Genomic DNA, 21,898 nt, shown 5'->3' with positions numbered 1-21,898 from the left:
ATCATGAACCTTTATCTACCCCCTCTGTATCCGAAAAATTCGAGGTACATTTATTTTATTTTTCTTTTATTTTGTTTTGGTCAAGCCATTGGTCAAAGCAAAACCGTCACGGGAAAAATTACCGACGAAACTGGTAAACCCGTTCCTGGGGTTTCGATTGTGGTAAAATCAACCACAACAGGAAGCATATCAAACGCCGAAGGCGCTTACAGCCTCGCTGCTCCCGAAAACGCTACGTTGGTATTTAGCTCAGTGAGTTATGAAACGCAGGAAATCGCTATCAACAAACGTTCGATTATCAACGTCTCACTACTACCTTCCAGCAAAATCTTGAACGAAGTTGTCGTGGTGGGGTATGGTACACAAAGCAAACGTGCCGTGACGGGTGCCGTTGCATCCATTAATAATAAGCAATTCCAAGACCGTTCGTTTAGCAACGTGGCGCAGTCATTGGCGGGCCAAGTGGCTGGGGTTAATATTTCCCAAGCACAAGGCGCACCAGGCTCGTCGCCATTTATTAAAATTCGCGGGGTAAGCTCCATTACGGCAGGAACAAACCCGCTGTTGGTCGTTGACGGTGTGCCTTTGGAGAACTTCAACCTCAACATGATCAATCCCCAAGACATTGAGTCGGTAGAAGTGCTGAAAGATGCTTCTTCGGCGGCTATTTACGGGTCACGCGGGTCGAGCGGGGTGGTGATTGTAACCACAAAACTGGGCAAAGCAGGCAAGCCAAGCGTCAGTGTAAACCTCGAATATGGTTCGCAAAAAGTAGCCCGTCAAATCGAAATGATGGATGCGCAGCAATTTATCCGTACGTACGTTGATGCCAAAAACAATGCCTGGATTGCGGCAGGCGGTAAAGCTACCGACGGGAACGCACTACGCCCCACTTTATTAAAAATCCCTGAAGACTTCTTGACCAATCCGCAGCAATTTGGCGCTGGTACCAACTGGCAAGACGTCATGTTCAGAACCGCTCCGATGTACAACGGACAAATTTCGGTATCGGGCGGAACAGAAAAAACGCAGTACATGTTTTCGGGGGCGTATTTGGACCAAACGGCTATTTTGGACATGAACTATTACAAGCGTTTGGCCCTCCGCTCAAACGTAAAAACGATGGTCACTGACAAATTGACGATAGGCCTGAACTTGGGTGTAACGAGCATTTTTGACCGCACCGAAGGAACAAAAGGCAAAAGTGATGTTATTAGCTTAGGCTTGCAGAGCAACCCGCATTTTCCAGTTTACAACGAAAATGGTAACCTCGGCTACCGCGACCCCAACTCTACTTGGTTCCGTTTTACGGCCTTTGGCGACATGAACCTTTGGCATCCTTACTCGCTCACCCGCGAGGTGGACAAAGGTACCAAATCGTTTAACACCTTGGGAACCGCCTATTTGGAATACAACATTTTGAAAAACCTCAAGTTTCGTACCAGCCTCAGCGGCAATCTTTTCAACACGCGTAACCACTTTTATTGGAACGACAAACAAAAATATGGATACTCGGCGGTGTTGGCCGCTCAAGCCAACGCAGGGAACAGCTATATGTTCAACTGGTTGAGTGAAAACACATTGACGTACGACAAACAAATCGGCGACCATTCACTCACAGGTTTGATCGGTTATACATCGCAAAAACAGCGCGACGAAACCATGTACGTAGCCGCCAATAATTTCCCCAACGACTTGGTACACACGCTTAATGCAGGTACTGTCACGGCAGGAAACACCACCGCCAGCGAATGGTCGCTGCTGTCGTACATTGCGCGTTTGCAGTACAATTTCAACAATCGTTATTTCTTGACAGGAACGATCCGCCGCGATGGAATGTCGCGCTTTGGTGACAACAATAAATGGGGCTATTTCCCATCGGTATCCGCAGGTTGGTTGATTTCGGACGAAGCCTTTATGAGCAATTTGAAAAACATCAACAACCTCAAACTCCGCGTCAGCTACGGCGTAACGGGTAACAACCAAATCCCGAACTACGGAGCGGTGAGTCTGTTGGCCGCCTCCAACTATGTGTATGGAAGCACCATGAACAACGGCTTGCGCGTCAGCAGCATCGCCAATCCCAATTTGAAATGGGAAAAAACCAATATGTTTAACCTCGGTTTGGATTTGGGAATATTGAACAACCGTATTTCTGGTTCGGTAGAGTTTTACAATTCACTTACCCGCGACATGCTTCTGTTTGTTCCCGTGCCTGACATCACAGGTTTTTCTTCTCAGTTGACCAACATCGGTAAAATGCGTAACCGTGGGATTGAGTTAAACATTTCAACCAAAAACACCGTAGGCGAATTTAAGTGGACGACTGATTTTAACTTCTCTCGCAACCGCAACAAAGTACTTCAACTCGGCCCAGGCAACGCGCCTATCCAGTACGTTGACAACGTCGTGACGGTTCGGACTGAAGTAGGCCAACCCGTTTCTAACTTCTACGGATATATTTTCGACGGTGTGTTTAAAAACCAAGCCGAAGTGGATGCCTATCCGCACCACGCCAGCACCACCCCAGGCGACCCGAAAGTACGCGACGTAAACGGCGATGGCAAAATCACCGACGCCGACCGTACCATCATTGGCAACAACCAACCTGATTTTATTGCAGGGATGACAAATACCTTCACTTACAAAGGTTTTGACTTTTCATTTATGCTTCAGGGAGCGTACGGCGGCGAAATCGCCAACAACAACATCCGTTACTTAGGTACTTGGGACAACGGCCGTAATTTCTACGCAAGTATGTACAATTATTGGCGGTCAGAAAGTGACCCAGGCGACGGTATCCACTTCAAACCCAACGTAAGTTACCAAGGGTTGCAGAAGCAGTTTTCGTCGTATTGGGTAAGCGATGCTTCGTTCTTGCGCATGAAAAACATCCGCGTTTCGTACGCTATTCCGAGCAAAATATTGAGCAAGATGAACATGAAATCAGCGCGGGTGTATGTCAACGCCGAAAACGTGTTTATCCTTTCTAAATACAAAGACGGCTACGATCCCGAAAACACCACTTACGGCACAACCTCGTACAGCAGTAGCATGGAAACTTCGGGCTCATACACCAGCGGAAATGCGCCAGTTCCTGGTGCTTTCCAAGGCGTTGACTACGGTTCGTACCCACTTCCACGCGTGATTACAGTAGGTGTCAAGGTTGATTTTTAAGAAGTGGTAATCAAAAAAACACAAAGCAATGAACAAGTTCAAACACATATTAGCAGTCTGCCTCACAGGAATGGTGATGAGCAGTTGTAGCGATTCTTTTCTTCAATTAGCGCCTGTTTCCAATCCCAACGCAGGGAATTTTTTCAAAACAAAGGCTGATTTTGACTTGGCTTCCAACGCCGCTTACGCCACCCTTTACACGATTTATAACCCCGAAGGGCCAGTGTCGTACACGGGTGAATTGATGAGCGACAACGTGACAATTCTGAACATTTCGGGTAACATGGCCGATAAATGGCAGTTTCGCGACTATACCCTCGCGCCTGCCAATACGATGGTGTATCAGTTTTGGCAAGATTTTTACCGCTCTTTGTACAACATTAACATTGTACTCGATAAAATCGAAACGGCCGACGTGGACGCCGCCTACAAAGACAAAGTAAAAGGTGAAATGATGTTTTTACGCTCCCTTTATTACTTCCAAATGGTACAAATTTGGGGAGAAATTCCGCTCGTGACTAAGCCCATCACAGCCGAAGAAAGTTACGGCGTGTTGCGTTCCCCCGTCACGGAAGTATATGCCCAAATTGTCAAAGACTTGCAGTTTGCGGCCAGTAAACTTCCATTAGCCTCGGCTGCTGGTGCTGGCAAGGTTTCCAAAGGAGCGGCGCAAGCGTTGTTGGGTAAAGTGTATTTGACCATGGGAGATAAAACCAACGCCGCAACAACCCTTAAAGAAGTGGTAAGCAGTGGTCAGTACCAATTGCTTCCCAGCTATGCGACACTTTGGGATGCCAAAACAAAAAATACCAAAGAGTCTATTTTTGAAATTCAATACTTGGGAGGGTCGTCAACGGCTCCTTTCAGCGACTATTACCTCGGCTTTTTTCCCAACTCCAACGCCCTTGGGTTTTACGGAAGCGGCATGAACCAAGTGGTTGATGATACTTGGAACGAATACGAAACGGGAGACGCACGACGTGTTGCTTCGATTGATACAGGCTTCACGGATGCCAAAGGAACGTTTACCCGCGTCAAATTTCCTAAAAAATGGCAGGACAAAACGGCTCCTATCATCGGGCAGCGTATTGCAGCCAATAACAACTTCATGGTATTGCGTTATGCCGACGTGCTTTTGTTGTTGACCGAAGCCACGGGCGACGCGCAATACCTCAACCAAGTTAGAAAAAGAGTAGGATTACCAGAATTCGGTACGGCAGCCTATCCATCAAACAAATACAGCACCATCGAAGCCGCTACCGAGCACGAGCGCCGCGTGGAGCTTGCCTTTGAGTTTCAGCGCTGGTTTGACCTCAAACGCACCAATCGCGCACTCACTGTATTGGCGGCCAAGGGCAAAAGTGTTTCTCAAGCTAAATTGCTGATTCCAATCCCTAACGTAGTTAGAGATCAAAACAGTAAAATTACCCAAAATGCAGGGTATTAAATCATAAAGTTGCAAGTAGGAGACGTTGGCTAAAATCTTTGAAATTCAGAGCGTTTTAGCCAACGTTTATCCCCCATTAAACCACTTAAATAGCCTCCGTTTTAAATGGAACGCATATCTGCTACTTATTTTATTGAAACGCCTTTTGACGTTGAAAAGGCTGCCAAAGTGTTGGCTGGTGAACAATCCAGCGGCACTTTTGTGGCTATCCCTGGAGAAACAGATGAGTTAAAAGAACGCTTTGCTGCCAAGGTAGAATCAATCGAGCTGTTGGAAACGGTCGCACAACCCGCTTTGCCTGGTGCCGAAGGCTACGACGAATACCACCGCGCCGCAATCAAGGTGTCGTGGTCGGTCGAAAACTTTGGGTATAATTTGCCCGTGATGATTTCGACCTTGCAAGGTAATCTGTACGAATTGTCTCAGTTCACGGGGCTAAAGCTCATGGACTTAGAAGTGCCCGACTCCTTTCGCAACCATTTTATTGGCCCTCGATTTGGAATCGAAGGCTGTCGTACCCTGACCCAAGTCTATGACCGACCTCTGGTTGGGACAATCATCAAACCTAGCATTGGCCTCTGCCCTATCCAAACCTCAACGTTAGTAAAAACACTTGCCGAAGCAGGGATTGATTTTGTCAAAGATGATGAACTGATGTCATCGTCGGCCAACTCAACGTTTGAAGCACGTGTAGATGCGGTTATGGACGTCATCAATCGCCACGCGGACGCTACGGGGAAAAAAGTGATGTATGCCTTCAACCTCAGTGGTGAGGTGGACATTATGCTTCGTCGGTATGAATACCTCCTCCACGCTGGGGCTACCTGCGCGATGGTGAGTATCAACACGGTGGGGCTGGCGGGTGTCAAAAAAATCTGTGACCAAGGGGCGCTTCCTGTTCATGCACACCGCAACGGCTGGGGGATGTTGACGCGCCACCCGCTTTTAGGCATTGATTTTGTCGCTTACCAAAAGCTTTGGCGCTTAGTGGGGGTTGACCAAATTCACGTCAATGGCATTCAAAATAAATTTTGGGAAAGTGATGATTCCGTAGTGCGTTCCATAGAAGCCTGCCGCCAACCCCTGTTGGGAGGTTTTGAGGTACTCCCCGTCGTTTCTTCGGGGCAATGGGGCGGACAAGCGCCCGAAACCTATCGCCGTACTCAGACCGTGGACTTACTTTACATGGCAGGCGGCGGTATTATGGCGCACCCCAACGGCCCATCGGCGGGCGTGGTCGCCCTCAAACAAGCATGGGAAGCGGCGGTAAACGGCTTGAGCGTAGAAGAAGCCGCGCAGTTTTATCCCGAATTTGGAAAATCGGTAGAGAAATTTGGGAAATCAATGAAGTTGTTTCCCGTATCTTGAACCAAAGTTAAGGCTAAAATATGATTTAGTACATTGCCCCAGCCTAAAGGCATGAGATTAAAAGATGAGTAAAAAATAGTGCAAAATTAAGATACACAATAAGGTATGATACTCTAACCCCATGCCTTTAGGCTGGGGCTAAAAAACAAAAAAATCATAGGGGCTTTAGCCCTGAATTTCTCATATATCTGTTTTAAAATCAGGGCTAAAGCCCTTAAAGTGTCCTTGTTATTTTGTGACCCCAGCCTAAAGGCATGGGGTTTGAGCAGGCACAACATGGAGTTTGAGCAGGCACAACATGGGGTTTGAGCAGGCACAAAAGGTATATTAGCAATAAAATCTCAGTTCATTTTGCCTAACTACTTAATGAAAGTTTGAGGATAAATAAAGAAGAACAACAATGCCACAACCCAACCCACTCTTACTGGCTTTTTATGGTGACGACTTTACGGGTTCGACCGATGCGCTCGAATCCATGAGTACCTCAGGAGCACGTACGGTGTTGTTTATCGAACCTCCTACCGCTGAGCAAGTTCGCCAGTACGAAGGTTTACAAGCCATTGGCATTGCGGGGCTTTCGCGCTCACTTTCGCCCGCCGACATGGAACGGGAGCTTTTGCCCACTTTTAAAGCCCTTAAATTGCTTTCTCCGCGCCACGTTCATTACAAAGTTTGCTCCACGTTCGACTCCTCTCCTAGCATTGGGAACATTGGCAAAGCCATTGAAATCGGCGCAGAAGTATTTCAATCGCCGTGGGTTCCCATTTTGGCCGCGGCACCTTCACTGGGGCGCTATTGTGCCTTCGGAAACCTGTTTGCGCGCATGGGCATTGGTAGCCAAGGAGTTATTCACCGCCTCGACCGCCACCCATCTATGAGCGTTCACCCCATCACTCCTGCCCACGAAAGCGACTTGCGCCTGCATTTAGCCCAACAAACGGAACGCACGACGGGACTTTTTGATATTTTACAGATTGAACAAACTGAGCCTTCTGTTCCCTTTCAAGAAGTGCATCAAAAAGGTTTTGACAATATCCTTTTTGATGCCTTGTACGATCATCACTTACCCCGCATTGGTAAGCTTTTGGAGGAAAATGCCCCTTCACACGCGCCGCTTTTTTCGGTAGGTTCGTCGGGCATTGGAAGTGCATTGGGAGCATATTGGCAACAAACGGGGCAACTTCAAGCCCGTACCGATTGGGAATTGGTTGACATTGATACACCTATATTGGTTATTTCGGGCAGTTGCTCTCCCGTATCGGCACGGCAAATTGCGTGGGCAGAAAAGCACGGTTTTGCCTCTTTGGGCATTGACACCGCCGCCGTAGTTGAAGCAGAACATACGTTAGAAGTTTTAGAAATTATCATCCAAGAAGCTATCCAAAAAATTCGTCAAGGCCAATCGGTTATTATCCATACCAGTAAAGACAACCAAGACCCACGCATCGCCCAAACGAATGCTATTTTTGAACAAAAAGGGCTAACGCCCGCAGAAATTCGTTCGCAAACGGGGCAGCTTTTCGGAAATGCTTTAGGAACAGTAGCGCGAGAGGTGGTAGCTCAGACAAACGTGCAACGCGTAGCCGTAGCAGGTGGCGATACCTCCAGCTATGCCGCCCGTGCGATGGGCATTGAGGCCGTTGAAATGCTCGCCCCACTGACGCCTGGTGCGCCCATTTGTTTAGCCCATGCTCCTTCGTCGGCATTGGATGGAAAACAAATTATTTTCAAAGGAGGCCAAGTTGGAGCCGAAAATTATTACGAAACCGCAAGCACAACGTTAACATACATAAACCCATGACAAAAACATTAGGATTGGTTCACACCTCCGCAACCTTAGTGCCTGTTTTTCAAGAACTTTGTAAACAATACATTCCACACGTCAACGTCTTTAATATCGTTGACGATAGTCTCATTAAACAAGTAATAAATCGTGGTGAGCTGCGGGCTGATACCGCACGGCGGGTAGTCAACTACGCAGGCTCAGCCGAAAGTGCAGGAGCTGATTACATTATGTTTACGTGCTCGTCCATTGGTGCTGCCGTGGAAGCAGCTGCCGACCTCACCCAAGTACCTGTACTCCGCGTGGACCAGCCCATGGCCGACCAAGCCGTAGCAACGGGGTCGCGCATTGGAGTCATCGCCACGCTACCAACTACCCTCGCCCCCACGTCCGATTTAGTGCAACGTCGTGCAACGGTTGTAGGGAAAGATATTCAATTAAAGGCCGTCTTGTGCGAAGGCGCGTTTGAGGCATTGATGGGCGGAAACCCCGCCCTTCACGACACAATGGTGGCCAAAGCATTGAAAGAGCTGAGTACCCAAGTTGATGTCATTGTGCTGGCCCAAGCCTCGATGGCACGGGTCGTCGATACCCTTTCAGAATCAGAGAAAATAGTCCCCATTTTGGCAAGTCCACCGATTGCGATGGCGTATTTGGCAAGCGTATTATGAAGCAATTTTCAAAAATAGCCTTGTACCTCAGTGGCTTGGCAGTGGTGCTACTCGGTGCTGGACTATTCACTTCCACCGATGCCCTTTGGCAACCTGCGGCTGTGGGGTTGGCGGTTTCCTTGGCCATTGGCATGGGGGCAATCCCGTCGCTAAAAGGCTATCAATATACCACTTGGATTATTGCGGCGGTGGTAGCGGGCATGATTTACCCCTCGGCCTTCACCAAGTGGGGAGATTTTGATTTACGTAACAAATGGCTGATTTTAGTAATTATCCAAACGGTCATGTTTGGCATGGGAATCCACATGAGCGTTCGCGACTTTGCGGGGTTAGCCACCACGGGCAAAGGCGTGATTATCGGGCTTTTGTGTCACTTTTCGGTGATGCCTTTGATGGGTCTGTTGCTCACCAAAATCTTTGACTTTGAGCCCGAAATCGCTGCTGGCATCATTCTGATTGGCTCATGTTCAAGCGGTTTGGCCTCCAACGTCATGGTGTATTTAGCCAAAGCCAACTTGGTTTTATCCGTTATTGTTACTGCCATGGCGACCTTGGTTGCGCCTTTTTTAACGCCCTTATTGATGAAACTGTTGGCAGGAACGCTCATTGAGGTTCATTTTGTGGACATGATGATGGAAATCATCAAAATCATCATTGTGCCCATCGGTGCGGCTCTTTTACACGATTACCTCAAAAACGCGACACCCGCCATTTGGCAAAAAGTCTGGTTTATTTTTGGTAGTTGCGTTTTGTGGCTTCTTGCTTTGCCACTTGGAGCATGGGCTTTTTTCAAAGAAATGATTACCTCCACGCCCCTGCTCCAATCCCTTGAGATTTTAGGCTTTTTTGCGGGGGCTTTTGTCGTGGGAGTGTTATATCATTTACTCACCCTTCGGTTTCCGAAACTCGACAGTTGGATGCCTTATTTTTCGATGTTTGGTATCATTTATTTTACAACGGTGACTACCGCCGCTGGCCGCGAAAACTTGATGAAAGTAGGCTTTTTGTTATTTATCTGTTCGGTCATTCACAATGCCGCTGGTTATTTCTTTGGGTATTGGTTAAGTCGTTTGTTTGGCTTAGACGTTAATTCCAGCCGTACTGTTGCTTTTGAAGTAGGACTCCAAAACGGTGGCATGGCCTCGGGCTTGGCAGGAAGCATGGGAAAACTTGGCACGGTAGGACTCCCTGCCACGGTGTTTAGCCCTTGGATGAACATATCAGGTTCCATTTTAGCAAATTATTGGCGTAAACGACAAACAGATGAGGAACACGCTTAGTAGTTGGTTTGTGTTTATAGCGCGAACTGGAGAGGGGTGCGTTTTAAACGCACTTTCTAATACTTCGCGTTGCAAACGCAAAGTATCTTTTTATCTTATATATCTATTCCTCCTCCACACCGCCTCCGCACAAACGGTATCCCCCGAACGGATGCAGCAGGTGTATGAAGAAATCAAGACACCGCACAAGTATGGCCTCATCATCACGCCACCTACCAACGAGAAAAAGCTCGATTGTCCAACGGTTTTTCGTAAAGGTAAAGGTTGGTACATGACCTACCTCATTTACGACGGGCGTGGCTACGAAACGTGGCTTGCCAAAAGTAGCGACTTGCTCAACTGGACTACGATGGGGCGTATCATGACATTTACGGATACAACGCACTGGGATAGCAACCAAAAAGCGGGGTACGTGGCCCTCCAAAATACTAAATGGGGCGGCAACTACAAGCTCCAAAAATACGATGGCCGTTATTGGATGCCGTATTTTGGGGGGAATAGCCGTGGCTACGAAGAAGGCAAATTATCGTTGGGAATGGCATATAGCAAAAAATCCCCTGCGAAAGTCACCGAATGGCAACGCCTCCCCAAACCCACGTTAACGCCCGACGATGCCGATGTCCGCTGGTGGGAAAACAAAAAACACTACAAAAGTTCAGTGATTTGGGACAAAAAGAAAACGACGGGCTATCCGTTTGTGCTCTACTACAATGCCAACGGCGATAGTAGCAACAACAATCCCAAATACCGCTGGTTTGAGCGAATCGGGATGGCAGTTTCCAACGATATGCAAACCTGGAAACGTTTTGGCCAAAACCCCGTCATCGACCACCAATCGGGGATTTCGGGGGATGCTGTTTTACAAAAGATGGGAGATTTGTGGGTAATGTTTTACTTCGGAGCCTTTTGGAACGGCCGCAAAGACGCCTACAACCGCTTTGCCTGTTCGTACGACCTCGTCAACTGGACCAAATGGGAAGGCGTTGACTTGATTGCCCCTTCCGAACCCTTCGATAGTATGTACGCCCACAAATCGTACGTCATCAAACACAAAGGAATTGTGTATCACTTTTATTGCGCAGTGAATAAACACGACCAACGCGGCATCGCCGTCGCTACTTCCAAATATGTAGGAAAAAGCAAGCTGGCGTTTGTCGCCCCCCCACCGCCTAAGAAGAAGTGATTTGTTATCCGTTATTTGTCTATCTGTTATCTGTTATTACCGATTCGTAATTCGTAATTAAAAATGAAGCTTCCCTTCACCACCCTTTGCACCATTGCCGCTACGGCCTTTGCAATGGCCCAAAATAAAGGCATCACCAATACCACCAATAGCCCCTACGCCAAAGTTTACTCACCCAACATCACCGATGTGCGTTGGACGGGTGGTTTTTGGGGCGATCGTTTTCGGGTAGCCAAAGAAACGATGGTACCGCAACTTTGGAAAACCTACACTGACCCCAACATTAGCCATTCTTTTCGGAACTTTGAAATAGCGGCGGGGTTGGAAACGGGCAATTTTAAAGGCCCTTCCTTTCACGACGGTGATTTTTACAAGACGTTTGAGGCCGTAGCGAGTTTGTACGCTGCTACCAAAGACCCCGAACTGGACGCCCTCATGGAAAAAGCCATTGCGGTAATGGCCAAAGCCCAGCGCGAAGATGGCTACGTTTATACCAAAGCCATTATTGAGCAAAAGAAAACGGGTAGCGCGAAGCTGTTTGACGATAAACTTAGCTTTGAAGCCTACAATTTTGGCCATTTGATGACGGCAGCCTGCGTACACCACCGCGCGACGGGCAAAACCAACTTGCTCGATATTGCCAAAAAATCGGCCGATTTCTTGATTGGCTTTTACAAAGTAGCCACGCCCGAACAAGCCCGCAACGCCCTCTGTCCTGCACACTACATGGGCTTGACGGAACTATACCGCACCACCAACGAAAAAAAATACTTGGAGCTGGTGAAATACCTTATCAACATCAAAGGCACCACCGAAGGAACCGACGACAACCAAGACCGCATTCCGTTTCGTCAGCAAACGGTGGCCATGGGACACGCCGTACGCGGTACGTACCTCTACGCGGGTGTAGCCGACGTGTATGCCGAAACGGGCGAAGATTCGTTGATGCGGTCGTTGAACTTGATTTGGGACAACCTCACCCAACGCAAAATGTACGTTACAGGGGCGTGTGGGGCATTGTTCGACGGCGTTTCTCCCTACGGCACTTCGTACAAACCCAACGACGTCCAAAAAACGCACCAAGCTTTTGGTCGTGATTTTCAACTGCCCAACCTCAGTGCCCACAACGAAACCTGCGCAAACATTGGGAATGTGCTGTTCAACTGGCGAATGTTTGCCCTCACAGGCGACGCCCGCTACACCGACGTAGTGGAGCTTGCGCTGTACAACAGTGTACTGTCGGGCATTAGCCTTTCGGGGGATAAGTTTTTCTATACCAACCCTTTAGCGGCCTCCAACGATTTCCCGTATCAACTCCGCTGGATGGGTGGCCGCATTCCTTACATTCGTATCTCCAACTGTTGCCCGCCCAACACGGTACGCACCATCACCGAAGTAAGCGACTATGCTTACAGCCTCAGCGACAATTCGGTATGGTGTAATTTGTACGGAAGTAGCCAACTACAAACTACCCTCAAAAATGGCCAAGCCGTTGCTCTCAAACAAGAGAGTAATTACCCTTGGAACGGCAATGTAACCCTCACCGTAGAGCAGTTTCCTGCGGAAAGCTTTGGGCTAAAATTACGTCTGCCTAGCTGGTGTACCGAAGCAAAATTACTCATCAATGGCAAACCTACTTCCTACACCAGCGAGCGCGGCTACGTAACTATCCAACGGACGTGGAAAAAAGGCGATGTCATCCAATGGAACATGGCGATGCCGACCGAGTTGTTAGAATCAAATCCGTTGGTCGAAGAAAACCGCAACCAAGTAGCCTTAAAGCGAGGCCCCATTGTCTATTGTTTAGAATCGCCCGATATGCCCACTTCTACGCGGGTTTTCGACGTAGCCATTCCGAGTTCAGCGACGTTTAAGCCCGTAGCCACGCAGTTAGAAAACTCACCTATTACGGTATTGGAAACGAACGGTGTGCTGGTCAATGATAAAAATTGGGAAAAACAGCTCTACCGCCCCCTTTCCCAACCCAAAAAAACAGTCCCCCTCAAACTCATTCCCTACTACGCCTGGGCCAACCGAGGTCAATCCGAAATGACGATTTGGGTGCCTGTGGTGCGATAGGTTTAGCAGTTCACGAATTACCTAGCGTCTATTCTTAACTGTTGAGGGATAATCGACAAATAGACTCCTCCATTTGTCGATTATCTTGATTTTAAGTAACTTTACTTAATGGAAGCATTATACACAGACGATCAAATATTTATTCCGATAATTTCTGATTATGGCTTTAAAGCTACTTTTGGCAATGAAGCAAATACACTTTTTTTGCGTAGAGCTTTACAAGCATTTATCAAGTCAGAAATACCAATAAAAGAAGTAAAATTTGACCGCTGCGGCGGGCCGCAAAAATACCTTTGAAGGAATCACACAAGACGGTAGAAGTGGCATCTTTGATTTAGCTTGTATCGATGAAAACGATAATCAGTTTATCGTAGAAATGCAGTATGGCGATGCACCGTTTTTCGTTCAGCGTATGAAGTTCTATGCTTTGCACAAGTTCAACGCAATGGTAAAACGTGGCAAATTTGACTACGGAACGCTAACTAAAATCTATTGTGTTGCTATTTTGGCAAACAATATTCTGCCTTACAACGACTTTCACACCCTCGCAAACCTACGAAATGAAAAAGCCGAACTTTTTGACGACCAGATGACATTTGTCACGGTAGAGTTAGATAAATTTACGTTACAAGAATCTGATTGTCAAACAGATTTACAAAAACTAATTTATACAATGAAAACAATACATACAGTTACTCAACCAACACAATTTCCTAAGTTTTGGGACGAGGAATGGCTCAAAGTAGCCATTGATGAGCTGGATAGTCGTAAAATGACCCCTGACGAAAAGGCTTCTCTGGAAATTTTGATTGCTCGTAATGCTGAATCAGTAAAAGCAGAAAGTAGGAAGATAGCAGACGCAAAAAGGCAAGAAAAAGAATTATTTGTTTTAAGTCTTTTGCAACAGACAGACTTTGATGTTAATAAAATAGCAACTCTTGCAGGTGTATCTGTGGATGTGGTACTTGCTTCCCAACGACAACTTTCTGCAAAGTAGATATTCCGAATCAATAAACGTCTTTACCTACATAGGCTTTGCCCTACAACACTCCAAAAGATTGAGAGTCGAAGAAGAAGCTTTACTTACCAATCGTGGTGACCTCTTTGGCTACCAAACTTTCAGACTTAAATACAGAGACAGCGAACAGACTGAGTTTCCATATCCGAGGTTACAAGCATTTATAGAAAACAGGACAATAAGAGACATGTACATCGGAGAAAGAGTTGATATGATAATGCCTTGGAAACCGTAAATTGACCCTAAAACAGATTATGCGTCAGGCTGGGTGAGATGTGAACTTTGTGCTTCTATTTATGACCGTTTTGTACTCCGAAACCCACTGCTACGTCCATTGGCGGGCCATTAAACAGGCGCTATAAACAAGAAAACTATGGCAATTGATAAGAATAAATTTTGGGGAGACAACTACTATAACAATCCATCCTTGACTGACAACATGGTTTTAGTTGCTGAGAAAATGCTTCAAGTAAAACTCCCACCACTCTTCATTGAATTACTCAAAATTCAAAATGGAGGTTATACAAAGGGATTTGCTTTTCCAATGAATACTACAACAACTTGGGCAGAAAATCATGTTCCATTATCTGAGTTGTTCGGCATCGTAACCGGCAAAGCAACGGAAAGTCCTCACAATATTCTTGAGACGCAATACGTGATTGAAGAATGGGGTCTTCCTGAAAAGCAGGTCTTAATAAATGGCGATGGTCATTGGTGGATAACATTAGATTACCGACAAAGTGATATTCCATCTGTAAGATGGATTGACACAGAGTGCGACGAAGACATTCACATTGCAAATAGCTTTGAAGATTTTATTAATGGCCTGGTTTCAGAAGAAAACTACGCTGATTAAAGTTGATTTTACACAATAATACCTGCCAAAAAAATACAGTTTATTGCTTAGATAAAGTGCTATATATCAATCAAATTTTGTGCTTAGTTGATAGTTTGTTGTTTTTTACACACTAATCTTACGCAAACAAATCCCCCATCGTTATTTCATTTTGTACCAGCGAAGTTGCGTACTTATTTTTTTCCGCGCTGTATCCTCATAATCAGCCAATTTTGATATAAAAAATAAGTTTTGGCTGCAATTATTAACTGATGTTACGCTTTTGTTGTGTTAAAGTATTAAATACAAAATTAACTTTGGTGTATGAAAACAGATTTGGACTTATACACTGATTATTTACTGAGTTCATTCGGGCAAACCAGTGCAACAGGACTATCGCGACTGCTGAACAATAGCATTAGTCACAATGATGTGACTGATTTTCTGAATCAAACAGAATATACCTCTAAAGCATTGTGGCAACAGGCAAAGCCATTTGTCCGACAAATAGACGGGGCCGCCTTTAGATTTGTATGATTGAACAAAACCAAGAAACTGGTAAGTTTACTTTCCAGTTGTTGAGCAGGATATAGGCACTTTAAGGGGCCGCATGGGTAGAACCCACCACGGGATTGAATCCTATATCCTGTTTTTATCCAAACATCAACGGGGTCGCCCTTTAGATTTGTGTGATTGTAAAATTTCAAGATTGAGTATTTTTATCAAACAGTACTGGAGTGGGTTTTCCTAAGGGGTCGCAGAGATTTTTTACTCTATGCTCGGATTCAGATCCCACTCTAAATTGCTTACCAAAACTCAAATGGAAATTAGGGCATTATGGCCCATTAGTAAGGGTTTGAGACAAAAGGTAAGTTAGTTGTATAATTCTCAACACATTAACGCTCATGGACACTCAACGGCACGGGCCGCCCCGATTTTATCGGTATTGACATTTCTAAAGCGACATTAGATTGGGCTGTTTACTCAATTCAAAAAGGTATTATTTATCAAACCCAATCGGCAAACTCAGAAGCAGCTATCAAGGCTACGGTCAAAATAATTGAATCTTTACCAGACTTTGAGCGCTCAAAATCTGTATGTTGCATGGAACATACAGGTATTTACAATGCTCATTTACTGGCTTATTTACATCAACGCCATTTTCCCATCTGGTTAGAAAACAGCTTACAAATTAAACGAGCAGGCGGCTTACAGCGCGGTAAAACTGATAGTGTTGATGGCGTTCGTATTTCTGAATACGCTTTCCGATTTAAAGACAAAACCCGTCTATGGCACCCTCCTCGTCAGGTTATTCAACAATTGGCTGCACTAAGAGCAGTTCGCCAGAGACTATTAGTAGTCCGTCAACAACTGCAACAACCTTTACAGGAACAGCAAGGGTTCATAAGCCCTTTGTTGCAAAAACAGCTCGCCAAAACCTGTCAGACCTCACTAAAAGCCATTAATCTTGATATTGATAAGATTGAAAAACAACTAAGTATATGTCAAAAGTTGTGAATATTTAGTAACTAATTGAAAATCAAATAGCAATGCTCTATTAAGTTCATCTAAACCATAACGAAAAATACTAAATGCCCTTCGATTGTGCTTTAATACAGGGATTTTCTTAATCTGATTTTGATACTGGCCAACCATATATACCCACAAAAAGGCAATGCATACAACGGCAAAAAGCTTTTCTAATCTCTTTTGATCAGTTAAATGAGTATCTTCGATGTTAAATCCTGCTGATTTGACAGCCTTAAAAAAGCACCGCGCGGGATTTCTATGATTCAAACAAGCGAGTACGTATAATTTTCGTCATATTTTTTGCCCTGCTTGGCTAAAGAAAAAATAAGCCTTACCAACTTATTTTTCATGGCATTGAAGACAGTAAACTTATCGCATCGGCGCTCCGATTTTTCCTTCCTTGAGTTTACGCTCATAATAGGTAGGGCGATTGCATCAAATGTTAAGTTGGTTGAGCAATTCAATAAGAAATTCATCATCGCGGGCAGCCTTTTTTCTTTTTCGGTTTAAGCTCATCTTGGCAGGATGACGACTAATCAATCCCAAGGCTAATTTACGGATGGTGGTCAAATTACGAGGAGCATGGTCTTTACGAACTTGACACCCATCTTCATTAAAAGTGACGTCCAGATGCCAATGTTGCTCATTCTCGATGCCCCGCACGGGCGGCCCCGCAATGTCGGCGAATGAAATGGCCTAATTGAGCAGCTGAGTATCCAGCTAATGAGCTGATATAGTAGCGTTTACTGAGTTGATGCTCTTGATTAACCCAACGACTTGATTCTACATAAATAACGCTTTTTAAACCAACCCACTCTTGAGCAGCATCAATAAAATTGAGCTTCTCGCTGACGATCACCGTTCGTTTTTCCGCTCTACCATGTCCTAAATCCCGACTTATATCTGCTTGTAGGGATGATTTGTGGCGCTCGAACCAATCGGCCACTTGAGTGTATAAGCCGTCCTGATTAGACTTCAAGCCAATTCATAGTTGGCTTGTCGCTCAACAATGAGTTGGGTAATCGCTTTTTGACACCCAATGGCATCAATGCTGACGATACTGTCGGTAATATCTAGCGTGTTAAGCAGCTCAGGGATGGCCGTTATCTCATTGGTTTTGTTATCTATTTGGCTCTGAGCCAAGCATAAACGCTCTTTTTCAGCCCAAACACTCAGAATTTGAACCGTAGCTTGTTTATGACCTGCTTCTATAGTTCCCCGCAATTGTTTCCCATCGACAATGAGCTGTTTTTGACTTAATAGCCCAACAATTTCTTTTCCCCAATTGATCAATAAGGATTCCAGCTGAGTGGGCGAAAGGCGGCGAAAAACGCGATTGAGTGTATCATGAGAAGGGATGCCACAAGGCAATTCCAGAAACTCACGCAAGACTTCTTCTTTATCACAAGCATAATCATATACCTCTTCAAAGCCTTCACAGTCACATAGATAACCACAAAGTACAATCATCAATATATCGCTTAACTGATGCAAGCACTTGCCCTCCTGACGAGGGTCATCTATCTCAAAAAATAATTCAGAAACCTCCATCCAACAAAAATCGCTATCTTTTAATTTCGTGCAATCACCCTAATCGAAGTAATCCCTACCAAGGATTATCTACAAATTATGCTAACTGTGGGAAGCACCCTAAAACTCGACAAGATTTGATTTATCGGGCTGCTCTTTGGCTCAAACATCTGCATCCCCAATGGGGAACGCCCAAAATTCATCTTGTTTTATGTGAGCGTTATGGTAAAGCAAATGTTGAACATATCCGCACTTTACAACGCTGGTATCGTCATGCTAACCTCATTAAACCCCGTCAACAAATGTTAGAACCTACTATTGGGGATTCCAGAGCAGTTCATAACATTTGGCAAGTGGATGCCAAAGAGCGTCTAACTTTAGCTGATGGACAACAGGCTTGTTATTTAACGATTGTAGATGAAAAAAGCGGAGCAGCCTTAGAGGCTCCTGTTTTCCCCCTATGCTCGAATATGTCAAGTTCCAATTGAAATAGTGAGGCAAAAATTGATTGAAATCTTTGCTCGTTGGGGTAAAGCAGGTTGTTTTAGAGTGGATAATGGAGAACCTTTTGGCTCTGCACTAATCAATCCAACGCCGCCTTTGGCTTTATGGCTAATTGCTCATGATATTGATTTAACATGGAACAAACTCTATTGCCCTCAAATGAATAACAGAGTTGAAAAGATTCGGACCGCCGATGCGGCAAGATACCACCCAGCGATGGGCAGAAGTCAGCAAATGTAAAAATTTGGAAGACTTGCAAATCAAACTCAATCAACAAATTAAGATTCAAAGAGAAACATTTCCTGTGGTTCGACTTAAAAACAAAACTCGTTTACAAGAATTTCCTCAACTAGAAACCTCAAAGCGAATCTTCAGTCCTGAAGATTTTAATCCGCAGAGAGTATATGATTTTTTAGCTAAGAAAATTTTTACTCGTAAAGTATCATCAGCAGGACAAATAACTCATTTTGGACAAAAAATGTCTATTGGAGGCATTTATAAAGAGCAATATGTTCAGTTACAATTAGATAAAGATAAGGTTGAATGGGTAATTACAGCCAATCACCAAGCTGTTAAAAATGCCCCTGCCATAAATTTATCCCCTGATAGAATCATTAATATGACCGTATTTTCAAAGAACGAAAAATGCACTTAACTAAATGGCGCAATCTGTACTCAAATTTATGTCGTACAACAAGATTGCCGAGGTTTGCAGGGTGAGTTTGATCGAATTTATCAAGCCCCCGATGGCACTATCCGAATCGTGGAAGCCAAAGGCGGAAGCAGTCCATTGAGTGGCCGAAAAACACCAGAGGGTTATGCACAACAAGGAACAGTACAATATTATGAGAGCATTTTGAGTGCAATGGATAATAGTGGAAAAATTGAATTGGAAAACTTGGCTAATACAATAAGAATTGCGAAGCAAAATGGCAAATTAGAATATTGGCTTATTCGACAAGATTTTGATAATGCAGGAAATTTAAAAGATATTTACGCGAATAAATTTCCTATATGAACAATATAAACCGAGTTTCCGCATTTGAAGGTAATTCATCATCTATTAAAAGAAGATATGAATATGCCATGGAAAATTTTAATTCATACCAAGATGTTATTTTAGATAAATACATTTATTTAGGAATAACATCTATTAAAGATGATTATTTAAGAGGGTTTTACCTTGCCACCTATCTATCAGAAACAGAATGGTCAAAGAGGTTTTGGCATTATGCTAATGAACTCAATCGTATTATCTTCGATTTATCTTTGAATGTTGATAAAGAAGTAGTCTTAGATTACGACGGTAAACAACAGACTGTAAAAGGCTTTTATGTTGGTCAACAAAATTTACCATATATTTATAATTGTTGGGATTGGCGAAAGTGGGTTCATCAGTCACTCATCACACGAGACGAAAGACAGTTAAACAACTTACGTCAATTAGATACAGAAAATATGTTTGGTAAAATTGCCCAATATCGTTCTCTCAACCCTGATGCAATAGACCCAATAACGCATGACTTTTATATGCTTTTACTAAATAAGGAATATGTAAGGGCATCTGAAATTTTACGAACAATCATCGAAAAAATTACCACTTCACCACGCTCTTGTTTTAAAAACTACGCTTTTATTGCCGAAAAACGAGATGCTGTTGATTTACTGCTTATACCTTTTTATCGTTGTTTAGAAAGCGTTTTAGACAATAACCAAACGCTATTTGATGAACGCCTATACGATAGTCTTCAAAAGCATAAAGACTGGACAATGGTAAAACTTCGTTCCCCAAAAAACTCTTTATATACCCCCAATTATAATGAACCAGAAGGCTTTGTTTCGATTCCACTTTTAGCTGCTTGTAGTATAGCGTATGATAATGGTATGAGCATAAATGTTGAATCTGATTATATTCCTGAGTGGTTGTACAAAAACGATGGTCATCTTACAACAAGATAAAACAAACTGTCATTCCGATGAAACAGAAGAGAATGAAGCATTTACTTTTGTTTGTAATTCTTTTGAAGAATTCATAGATGGCTTACAGCCAGAAGATACATAAACATAAGTGTTAAGCAGGAATTAAGCGAGGCTATCTAAAAACGGGTAGTCTCGCTTTTGTTTTCAACGTGTAAAAAAACTCTTTTCAAAAAAATATGCGGCTCGTGTTTGGCACAAAACACCGCTGTATTTGGCACTAACGCCACGCTCGAAAACCTGCAACCCCTTACCACCGTACAAACCCTCGAAAAAGACGGAAGTATTGGCTCACGCAATATGTGGGGAAAAACATCTAAAAAAGTAGCCGAAGTAGCCAAAATCTGGCTTAAAGGCGAAGTCTTCAGCAGCACTACTGATCATGAGTTTGTTACCAATACGGGCAAAATAACCGCTACGGCTATCCGCAAAGGCACGCTCTTGTTTAGTATAGCCCTCAATAGTTTTGTAGCCGTAGATAGCGCCTTTGTAGTGCAGGAAACTACCCAAGTAGAAGGTTTAATGCTTGATGGCGTAGAGGCGTATGGCGTAGGCACACTGGGCATAGCTACCGCACCGAGTAACGGCTGGTGTGTAAAAGGGCTTGATTTGTTGGGACATATGACGTTTAAGGATTGGATTGCCAAAAACTTATCCACATTAAAATATAGCAGTAAAACAGGTGATGAGGCGGCTGAACTTATTGCCCAAGAGTTAAGTCAGAATATTGATAAAAAAGTAATAATTTTGACGGAGGAAGGTGCAAATAGCCGTTTGTTAGTGCAAGCTGAAAGAGGTACTCAAACAAACAGAGTTTACGCAATTGAACCAGCTAAAAACGGAGAACTGGCAATCAACCTCTATGAACCTGCCTATAAACCTTACGCTAACACAGATATTGATGTGGATATTCGTACAAAAAGTGTAACTATTTAGGTACGCAATTTGCATAGGAAAAAATTATGGAAGAATTGGTCAAAGAAATAGCAGACTTGAAGGCGTTGGTAAACCGCTTACTACTTCGTATTGACATCTTTCACCGAACGTCGGCCGCCCCGATGGGGATTTGGGGGGATTTGATTCATTTTTCTACGAAGATTTAGCTCCTCTGGAGCAATCAATAGCGACTCTATATTTTAATACATTCAACCTGTTTCTCAAATGAAATGATAGACGAGAAATTGGTCTGAAAGGTTTAAAATAATAAACTTTTACTTATTTGCAGCGTTGATGCTCACACAAGTTGAACATTTTTCTGATTTGATGTCCAAAGCGAGGTTTGAGAATTCATCAAACAGAAACAGATTTAGTAACTATTGGGAAGGAAGTAAGCAAAACTTGAAAAAAGGTAATGGATATCTCCCAATAATATTGAAATACCCTTGGTCATCGCTGTAATATCTTATCGCTAGAAAATTTGAAAATTTTTAATCCAAAGAGGCTTTGTTGCATGGCTAATTTGAGTTCTTTATTTCTACTTTTGGCATTCCCAATTGAGTAAATCGGTTGAGACAAT

General features: G+C 44.2%; 20 protein-coding genes and 2 pseudogenes. 20 read left to right on the top strand and 2 right to left on the bottom strand.

Features of this window, described 5'->3' with window-relative positions:
- Positions 1 to 3 precede the first annotated feature (3 nt).
- From AC23P2_RS26890 to AC23P2_RS26830, 13 genes and pseudogenes are all read left to right on the top strand, one after another.
- Positions 4 to 3,177: a SusC/RagA family TonB-linked outer membrane protein gene (locus AC23P2_RS26890; RefSeq protein ID WP_487776058.1), complete on the top strand. Its 3,174-nt coding sequence runs from the start codon at positions 4 to 6 to the stop codon at positions 3,175 to 3,177.
- A gap of 28 nt (positions 3,178 to 3,205) precedes the next feature.
- On the top strand, positions 3,206 to 4,624 hold the full coding sequence (locus AC23P2_RS26885) for a RagB/SusD family nutrient uptake outer membrane protein (protein ID WP_487776057.1): 1,419 nt from the start codon (positions 3,206 to 3,208) through the stop codon (positions 4,622 to 4,624).
- Positions 4,625 to 4,729: 105 nt separating this feature from the next.
- A complete protein-coding gene (locus AC23P2_RS26880) occupies positions 4,730 to 5,992 on the top strand; it encodes a ribulose-bisphosphate carboxylase large subunit family protein (protein ID WP_487776056.1) in 1,263 nt (420 codons plus the stop codon).
- 400 nt (positions 5,993 to 6,392) lie between these two features.
- Positions 6,393 to 7,793 carry a four-carbon acid sugar kinase family protein gene (locus tag AC23P2_RS26875; RefSeq protein WP_487776055.1) on the top strand — a complete coding sequence of 467 codons (1,401 nt, stop codon included), beginning with the start codon at positions 6,393 to 6,395 and terminating at the stop codon, positions 7,791 to 7,793.
- The gene (locus AC23P2_RS26870; RefSeq protein WP_487776054.1) at positions 7,790 to 8,446 is read left to right on the top strand and encodes an aspartate/glutamate racemase family protein; all 657 of its coding nucleotides are present in this window, start codon (positions 7,790 to 7,792) and stop codon (positions 8,444 to 8,446) included. Before AC23P2_RS26875 ends, AC23P2_RS26870 begins: the two co-directional genes overlap by 4 nt.
- Positions 8,443 to 9,726 carry a bile acid:sodium symporter family protein gene (locus tag AC23P2_RS26865; RefSeq protein ID WP_487776053.1) on the top strand — a complete coding sequence of 428 codons (1,284 nt, stop codon included), beginning with the start codon at positions 8,443 to 8,445 and terminating at the stop codon, positions 9,724 to 9,726. The genes AC23P2_RS26870 and AC23P2_RS26865 overlap by 4 nt, the downstream gene beginning before the upstream one ends.
- Positions 9,710 to 10,909: a glycoside hydrolase family protein gene (locus AC23P2_RS26860; RefSeq protein ID WP_487776052.1), complete on the top strand. Its 1,200-nt coding sequence runs from the start codon at positions 9,710 to 9,712 to the stop codon at positions 10,907 to 10,909. Before AC23P2_RS26865 ends, AC23P2_RS26860 begins: the two co-directional genes overlap by 17 nt.
- Before the next feature lie 63 nt (positions 10,910 to 10,972).
- Positions 10,973 to 12,988, top strand: coding sequence for an aceric acid hydrolase (locus AC23P2_RS26855; protein WP_487776051.1), 2,016 nt, complete (start codon positions 10,973 to 10,975; stop codon positions 12,986 to 12,988).
- A gap of 108 nt (positions 12,989 to 13,096) precedes the next feature.
- Complete coding sequence (locus tag AC23P2_RS26850; protein ID WP_487776050.1) at positions 13,097 to 13,285, top strand: hypothetical protein; 189 nt, start codon at positions 13,097 to 13,099, stop codon at positions 13,283 to 13,285.
- Positions 13,251 to 13,985 carry a PD-(D/E)XK nuclease family transposase gene (locus AC23P2_RS26845; RefSeq protein WP_487776049.1) on the top strand — a complete coding sequence of 245 codons (735 nt, stop codon included), beginning with the start codon at positions 13,251 to 13,253 and terminating at the stop codon, positions 13,983 to 13,985. Before AC23P2_RS26850 ends, AC23P2_RS26845 begins: the two co-directional genes overlap by 35 nt.
- Before the next feature lie 394 nt (positions 13,986 to 14,379).
- Positions 14,380 to 14,862, top strand: coding sequence for an SMI1/KNR4 family protein (locus AC23P2_RS26840; protein WP_487776048.1), 483 nt, complete (start codon positions 14,380 to 14,382; stop codon positions 14,860 to 14,862).
- Between the two features lie 303 nt (positions 14,863 to 15,165).
- Positions 15,166 to 15,351, top strand: a pseudogene (locus tag AC23P2_RS26835) (IS701 family transposase); the annotation flags it as partial.
- Between the two features lie 429 nt (positions 15,352 to 15,780).
- Positions 15,781 to 16,359 (top strand): IS110 family transposase, encoded by a 579-nt coding sequence (locus AC23P2_RS26830; protein ID WP_487776108.1) that lies wholly within the window; start codon positions 15,781 to 15,783, stop codon positions 16,357 to 16,359.
- 447 nt (positions 16,360 to 16,806) lie between these two features.
- Here AC23P2_RS26830 and AC23P2_RS26825 read toward each other — a convergent pair whose 3' ends face one another.
- Positions 16,807 to 17,034 (bottom strand): hypothetical protein, encoded by a 228-nt coding sequence (locus tag AC23P2_RS26825; protein ID WP_487776047.1) that lies wholly within the window; start codon positions 17,032 to 17,034, stop codon positions 16,807 to 16,809.
- Positions 17,015 to 17,922, bottom strand: a pseudogene (locus AC23P2_RS26820) (ISAs1 family transposase). Before AC23P2_RS26820 ends, AC23P2_RS26825 begins: the two are co-directional and overlap by 20 nt.
- 116 nt (positions 17,923 to 18,038) lie before the next feature.
- On the opposite strand from AC23P2_RS26820, the gene AC23P2_RS26815 reads away from it, so the two are divergent.
- The 7 genes from AC23P2_RS26815 (at position 18,039) to AC23P2_RS26785 (ending at position 21,485) form a co-directional block, all read left to right on the top strand.
- Positions 18,039 to 18,389 carry a hypothetical protein gene (locus AC23P2_RS26815; protein ID WP_487776046.1) on the top strand — a complete coding sequence of 117 codons (351 nt, stop codon included), beginning with the start codon at positions 18,039 to 18,041 and terminating at the stop codon, positions 18,387 to 18,389.
- A gap of 16 nt (positions 18,390 to 18,405) precedes the next feature.
- Positions 18,406 to 18,645 (top strand): hypothetical protein, encoded by a 240-nt coding sequence (locus AC23P2_RS26810; protein WP_487776045.1) that lies wholly within the window; start codon positions 18,406 to 18,408, stop codon positions 18,643 to 18,645.
- 13 nt (positions 18,646 to 18,658) lie between these two features.
- Positions 18,659 to 19,060, top strand: coding sequence for a hypothetical protein (locus AC23P2_RS26805; RefSeq protein ID WP_487776044.1), 402 nt, complete (start codon positions 18,659 to 18,661; stop codon positions 19,058 to 19,060).
- 108 nt (positions 19,061 to 19,168) lie between these two features.
- Positions 19,169 to 19,423 carry a hypothetical protein gene (locus tag AC23P2_RS26800; protein WP_487776043.1) on the top strand — a complete coding sequence of 85 codons (255 nt, stop codon included), beginning with the start codon at positions 19,169 to 19,171 and terminating at the stop codon, positions 19,421 to 19,423.
- Positions 19,420 to 20,364, top strand: coding sequence for an immunity 49 family protein (locus AC23P2_RS26795; protein WP_487776042.1), 945 nt, complete (start codon positions 19,420 to 19,422; stop codon positions 20,362 to 20,364). The genes AC23P2_RS26800 and AC23P2_RS26795 overlap by 4 nt, the downstream gene beginning before the upstream one ends.
- 210 nt (positions 20,365 to 20,574) lie before the next feature.
- Complete coding sequence (locus AC23P2_RS26790; RefSeq protein ID WP_487776041.1) at positions 20,575 to 21,318, top strand: hypothetical protein; 744 nt, start codon at positions 20,575 to 20,577, stop codon at positions 21,316 to 21,318.
- A 26-nt stretch (positions 21,319 to 21,344) separates the two neighbouring features.
- Complete coding sequence (locus AC23P2_RS26785) at positions 21,345 to 21,485, top strand: hypothetical protein (RefSeq protein ID WP_487776040.1); 141 nt, start codon at positions 21,345 to 21,347, stop codon at positions 21,483 to 21,485.
- The last annotated feature ends 413 nt before the right edge of the window (positions 21,486 to 21,898 follow it).

The organism is Runella sp. R0.1_18 (genome assembly GCF_057652155.1).
The sequence above is the reverse complement of the archived record's forward strand: the minus strand, read 5'-3'. Positions and strand labels throughout refer to the sequence as shown.

What these genes read in the sequence shown, in the direction of transcription:
- AC23P2_RS26865 (WP_487776053.1), top strand. Translation starts at nt 8,443, where the DNA reads ATGAAGCAATTTTCAAAAATAGCCTTGTACCTCAGTGGCTTGGCAGTG.
- AC23P2_RS26875 (WP_487776055.1), top strand. Translation starts at nt 6,393, where the DNA reads ATGCCACAACCCAACCCACTCTTACTGGCTTTTTATGGTGACGACTTT.
- AC23P2_RS26870 (WP_487776054.1), top strand. Translation starts at nt 7,790, where the DNA reads ATGACAAAAACATTAGGATTGGTTCACACCTCCGCAACCTTAGTGCCT.
- AC23P2_RS26880 (WP_487776056.1), top strand. Translation starts at nt 4,730, where the DNA reads ATGGAACGCATATCTGCTACTTATTTTATTGAAACGCCTTTTGACGTT.
- AC23P2_RS26840 (WP_487776048.1), top strand. Translation starts at nt 14,380, where the DNA reads ATGGCAATTGATAAGAATAAATTTTGGGGAGACAACTACTATAACAAT.
- AC23P2_RS26890 (WP_487776058.1), top strand. Translation starts at nt 4, where the DNA reads ATGAACCTTTATCTACCCCCTCTGTATCCGAAAAATTCGAGGTACATT.
- AC23P2_RS26850 (WP_487776050.1), top strand. Translation starts at nt 13,097, where the DNA reads ATGGAAGCATTATACACAGACGATCAAATATTTATTCCGATAATTTCT.
- AC23P2_RS26795 (WP_487776042.1), top strand. Translation starts at nt 19,420, where the DNA reads ATGAACAATATAAACCGAGTTTCCGCATTTGAAGGTAATTCATCATCT.
- AC23P2_RS26855 (WP_487776051.1), top strand. Translation starts at nt 10,973, where the DNA reads ATGAAGCTTCCCTTCACCACCCTTTGCACCATTGCCGCTACGGCCTTT.
- AC23P2_RS26860 (WP_487776052.1), top strand. Translation starts at nt 9,710, where the DNA reads ATGAGGAACACGCTTAGTAGTTGGTTTGTGTTTATAGCGCGAACTGGA.
- AC23P2_RS26885 (WP_487776057.1), top strand. Translation starts at nt 3,206, where the DNA reads ATGAACAAGTTCAAACACATATTAGCAGTCTGCCTCACAGGAATGGTG.
- AC23P2_RS26785 (WP_487776040.1), top strand. Translation starts at nt 21,345, where the DNA reads ATGGAAGAATTGGTCAAAGAAATAGCAGACTTGAAGGCGTTGGTAAAC.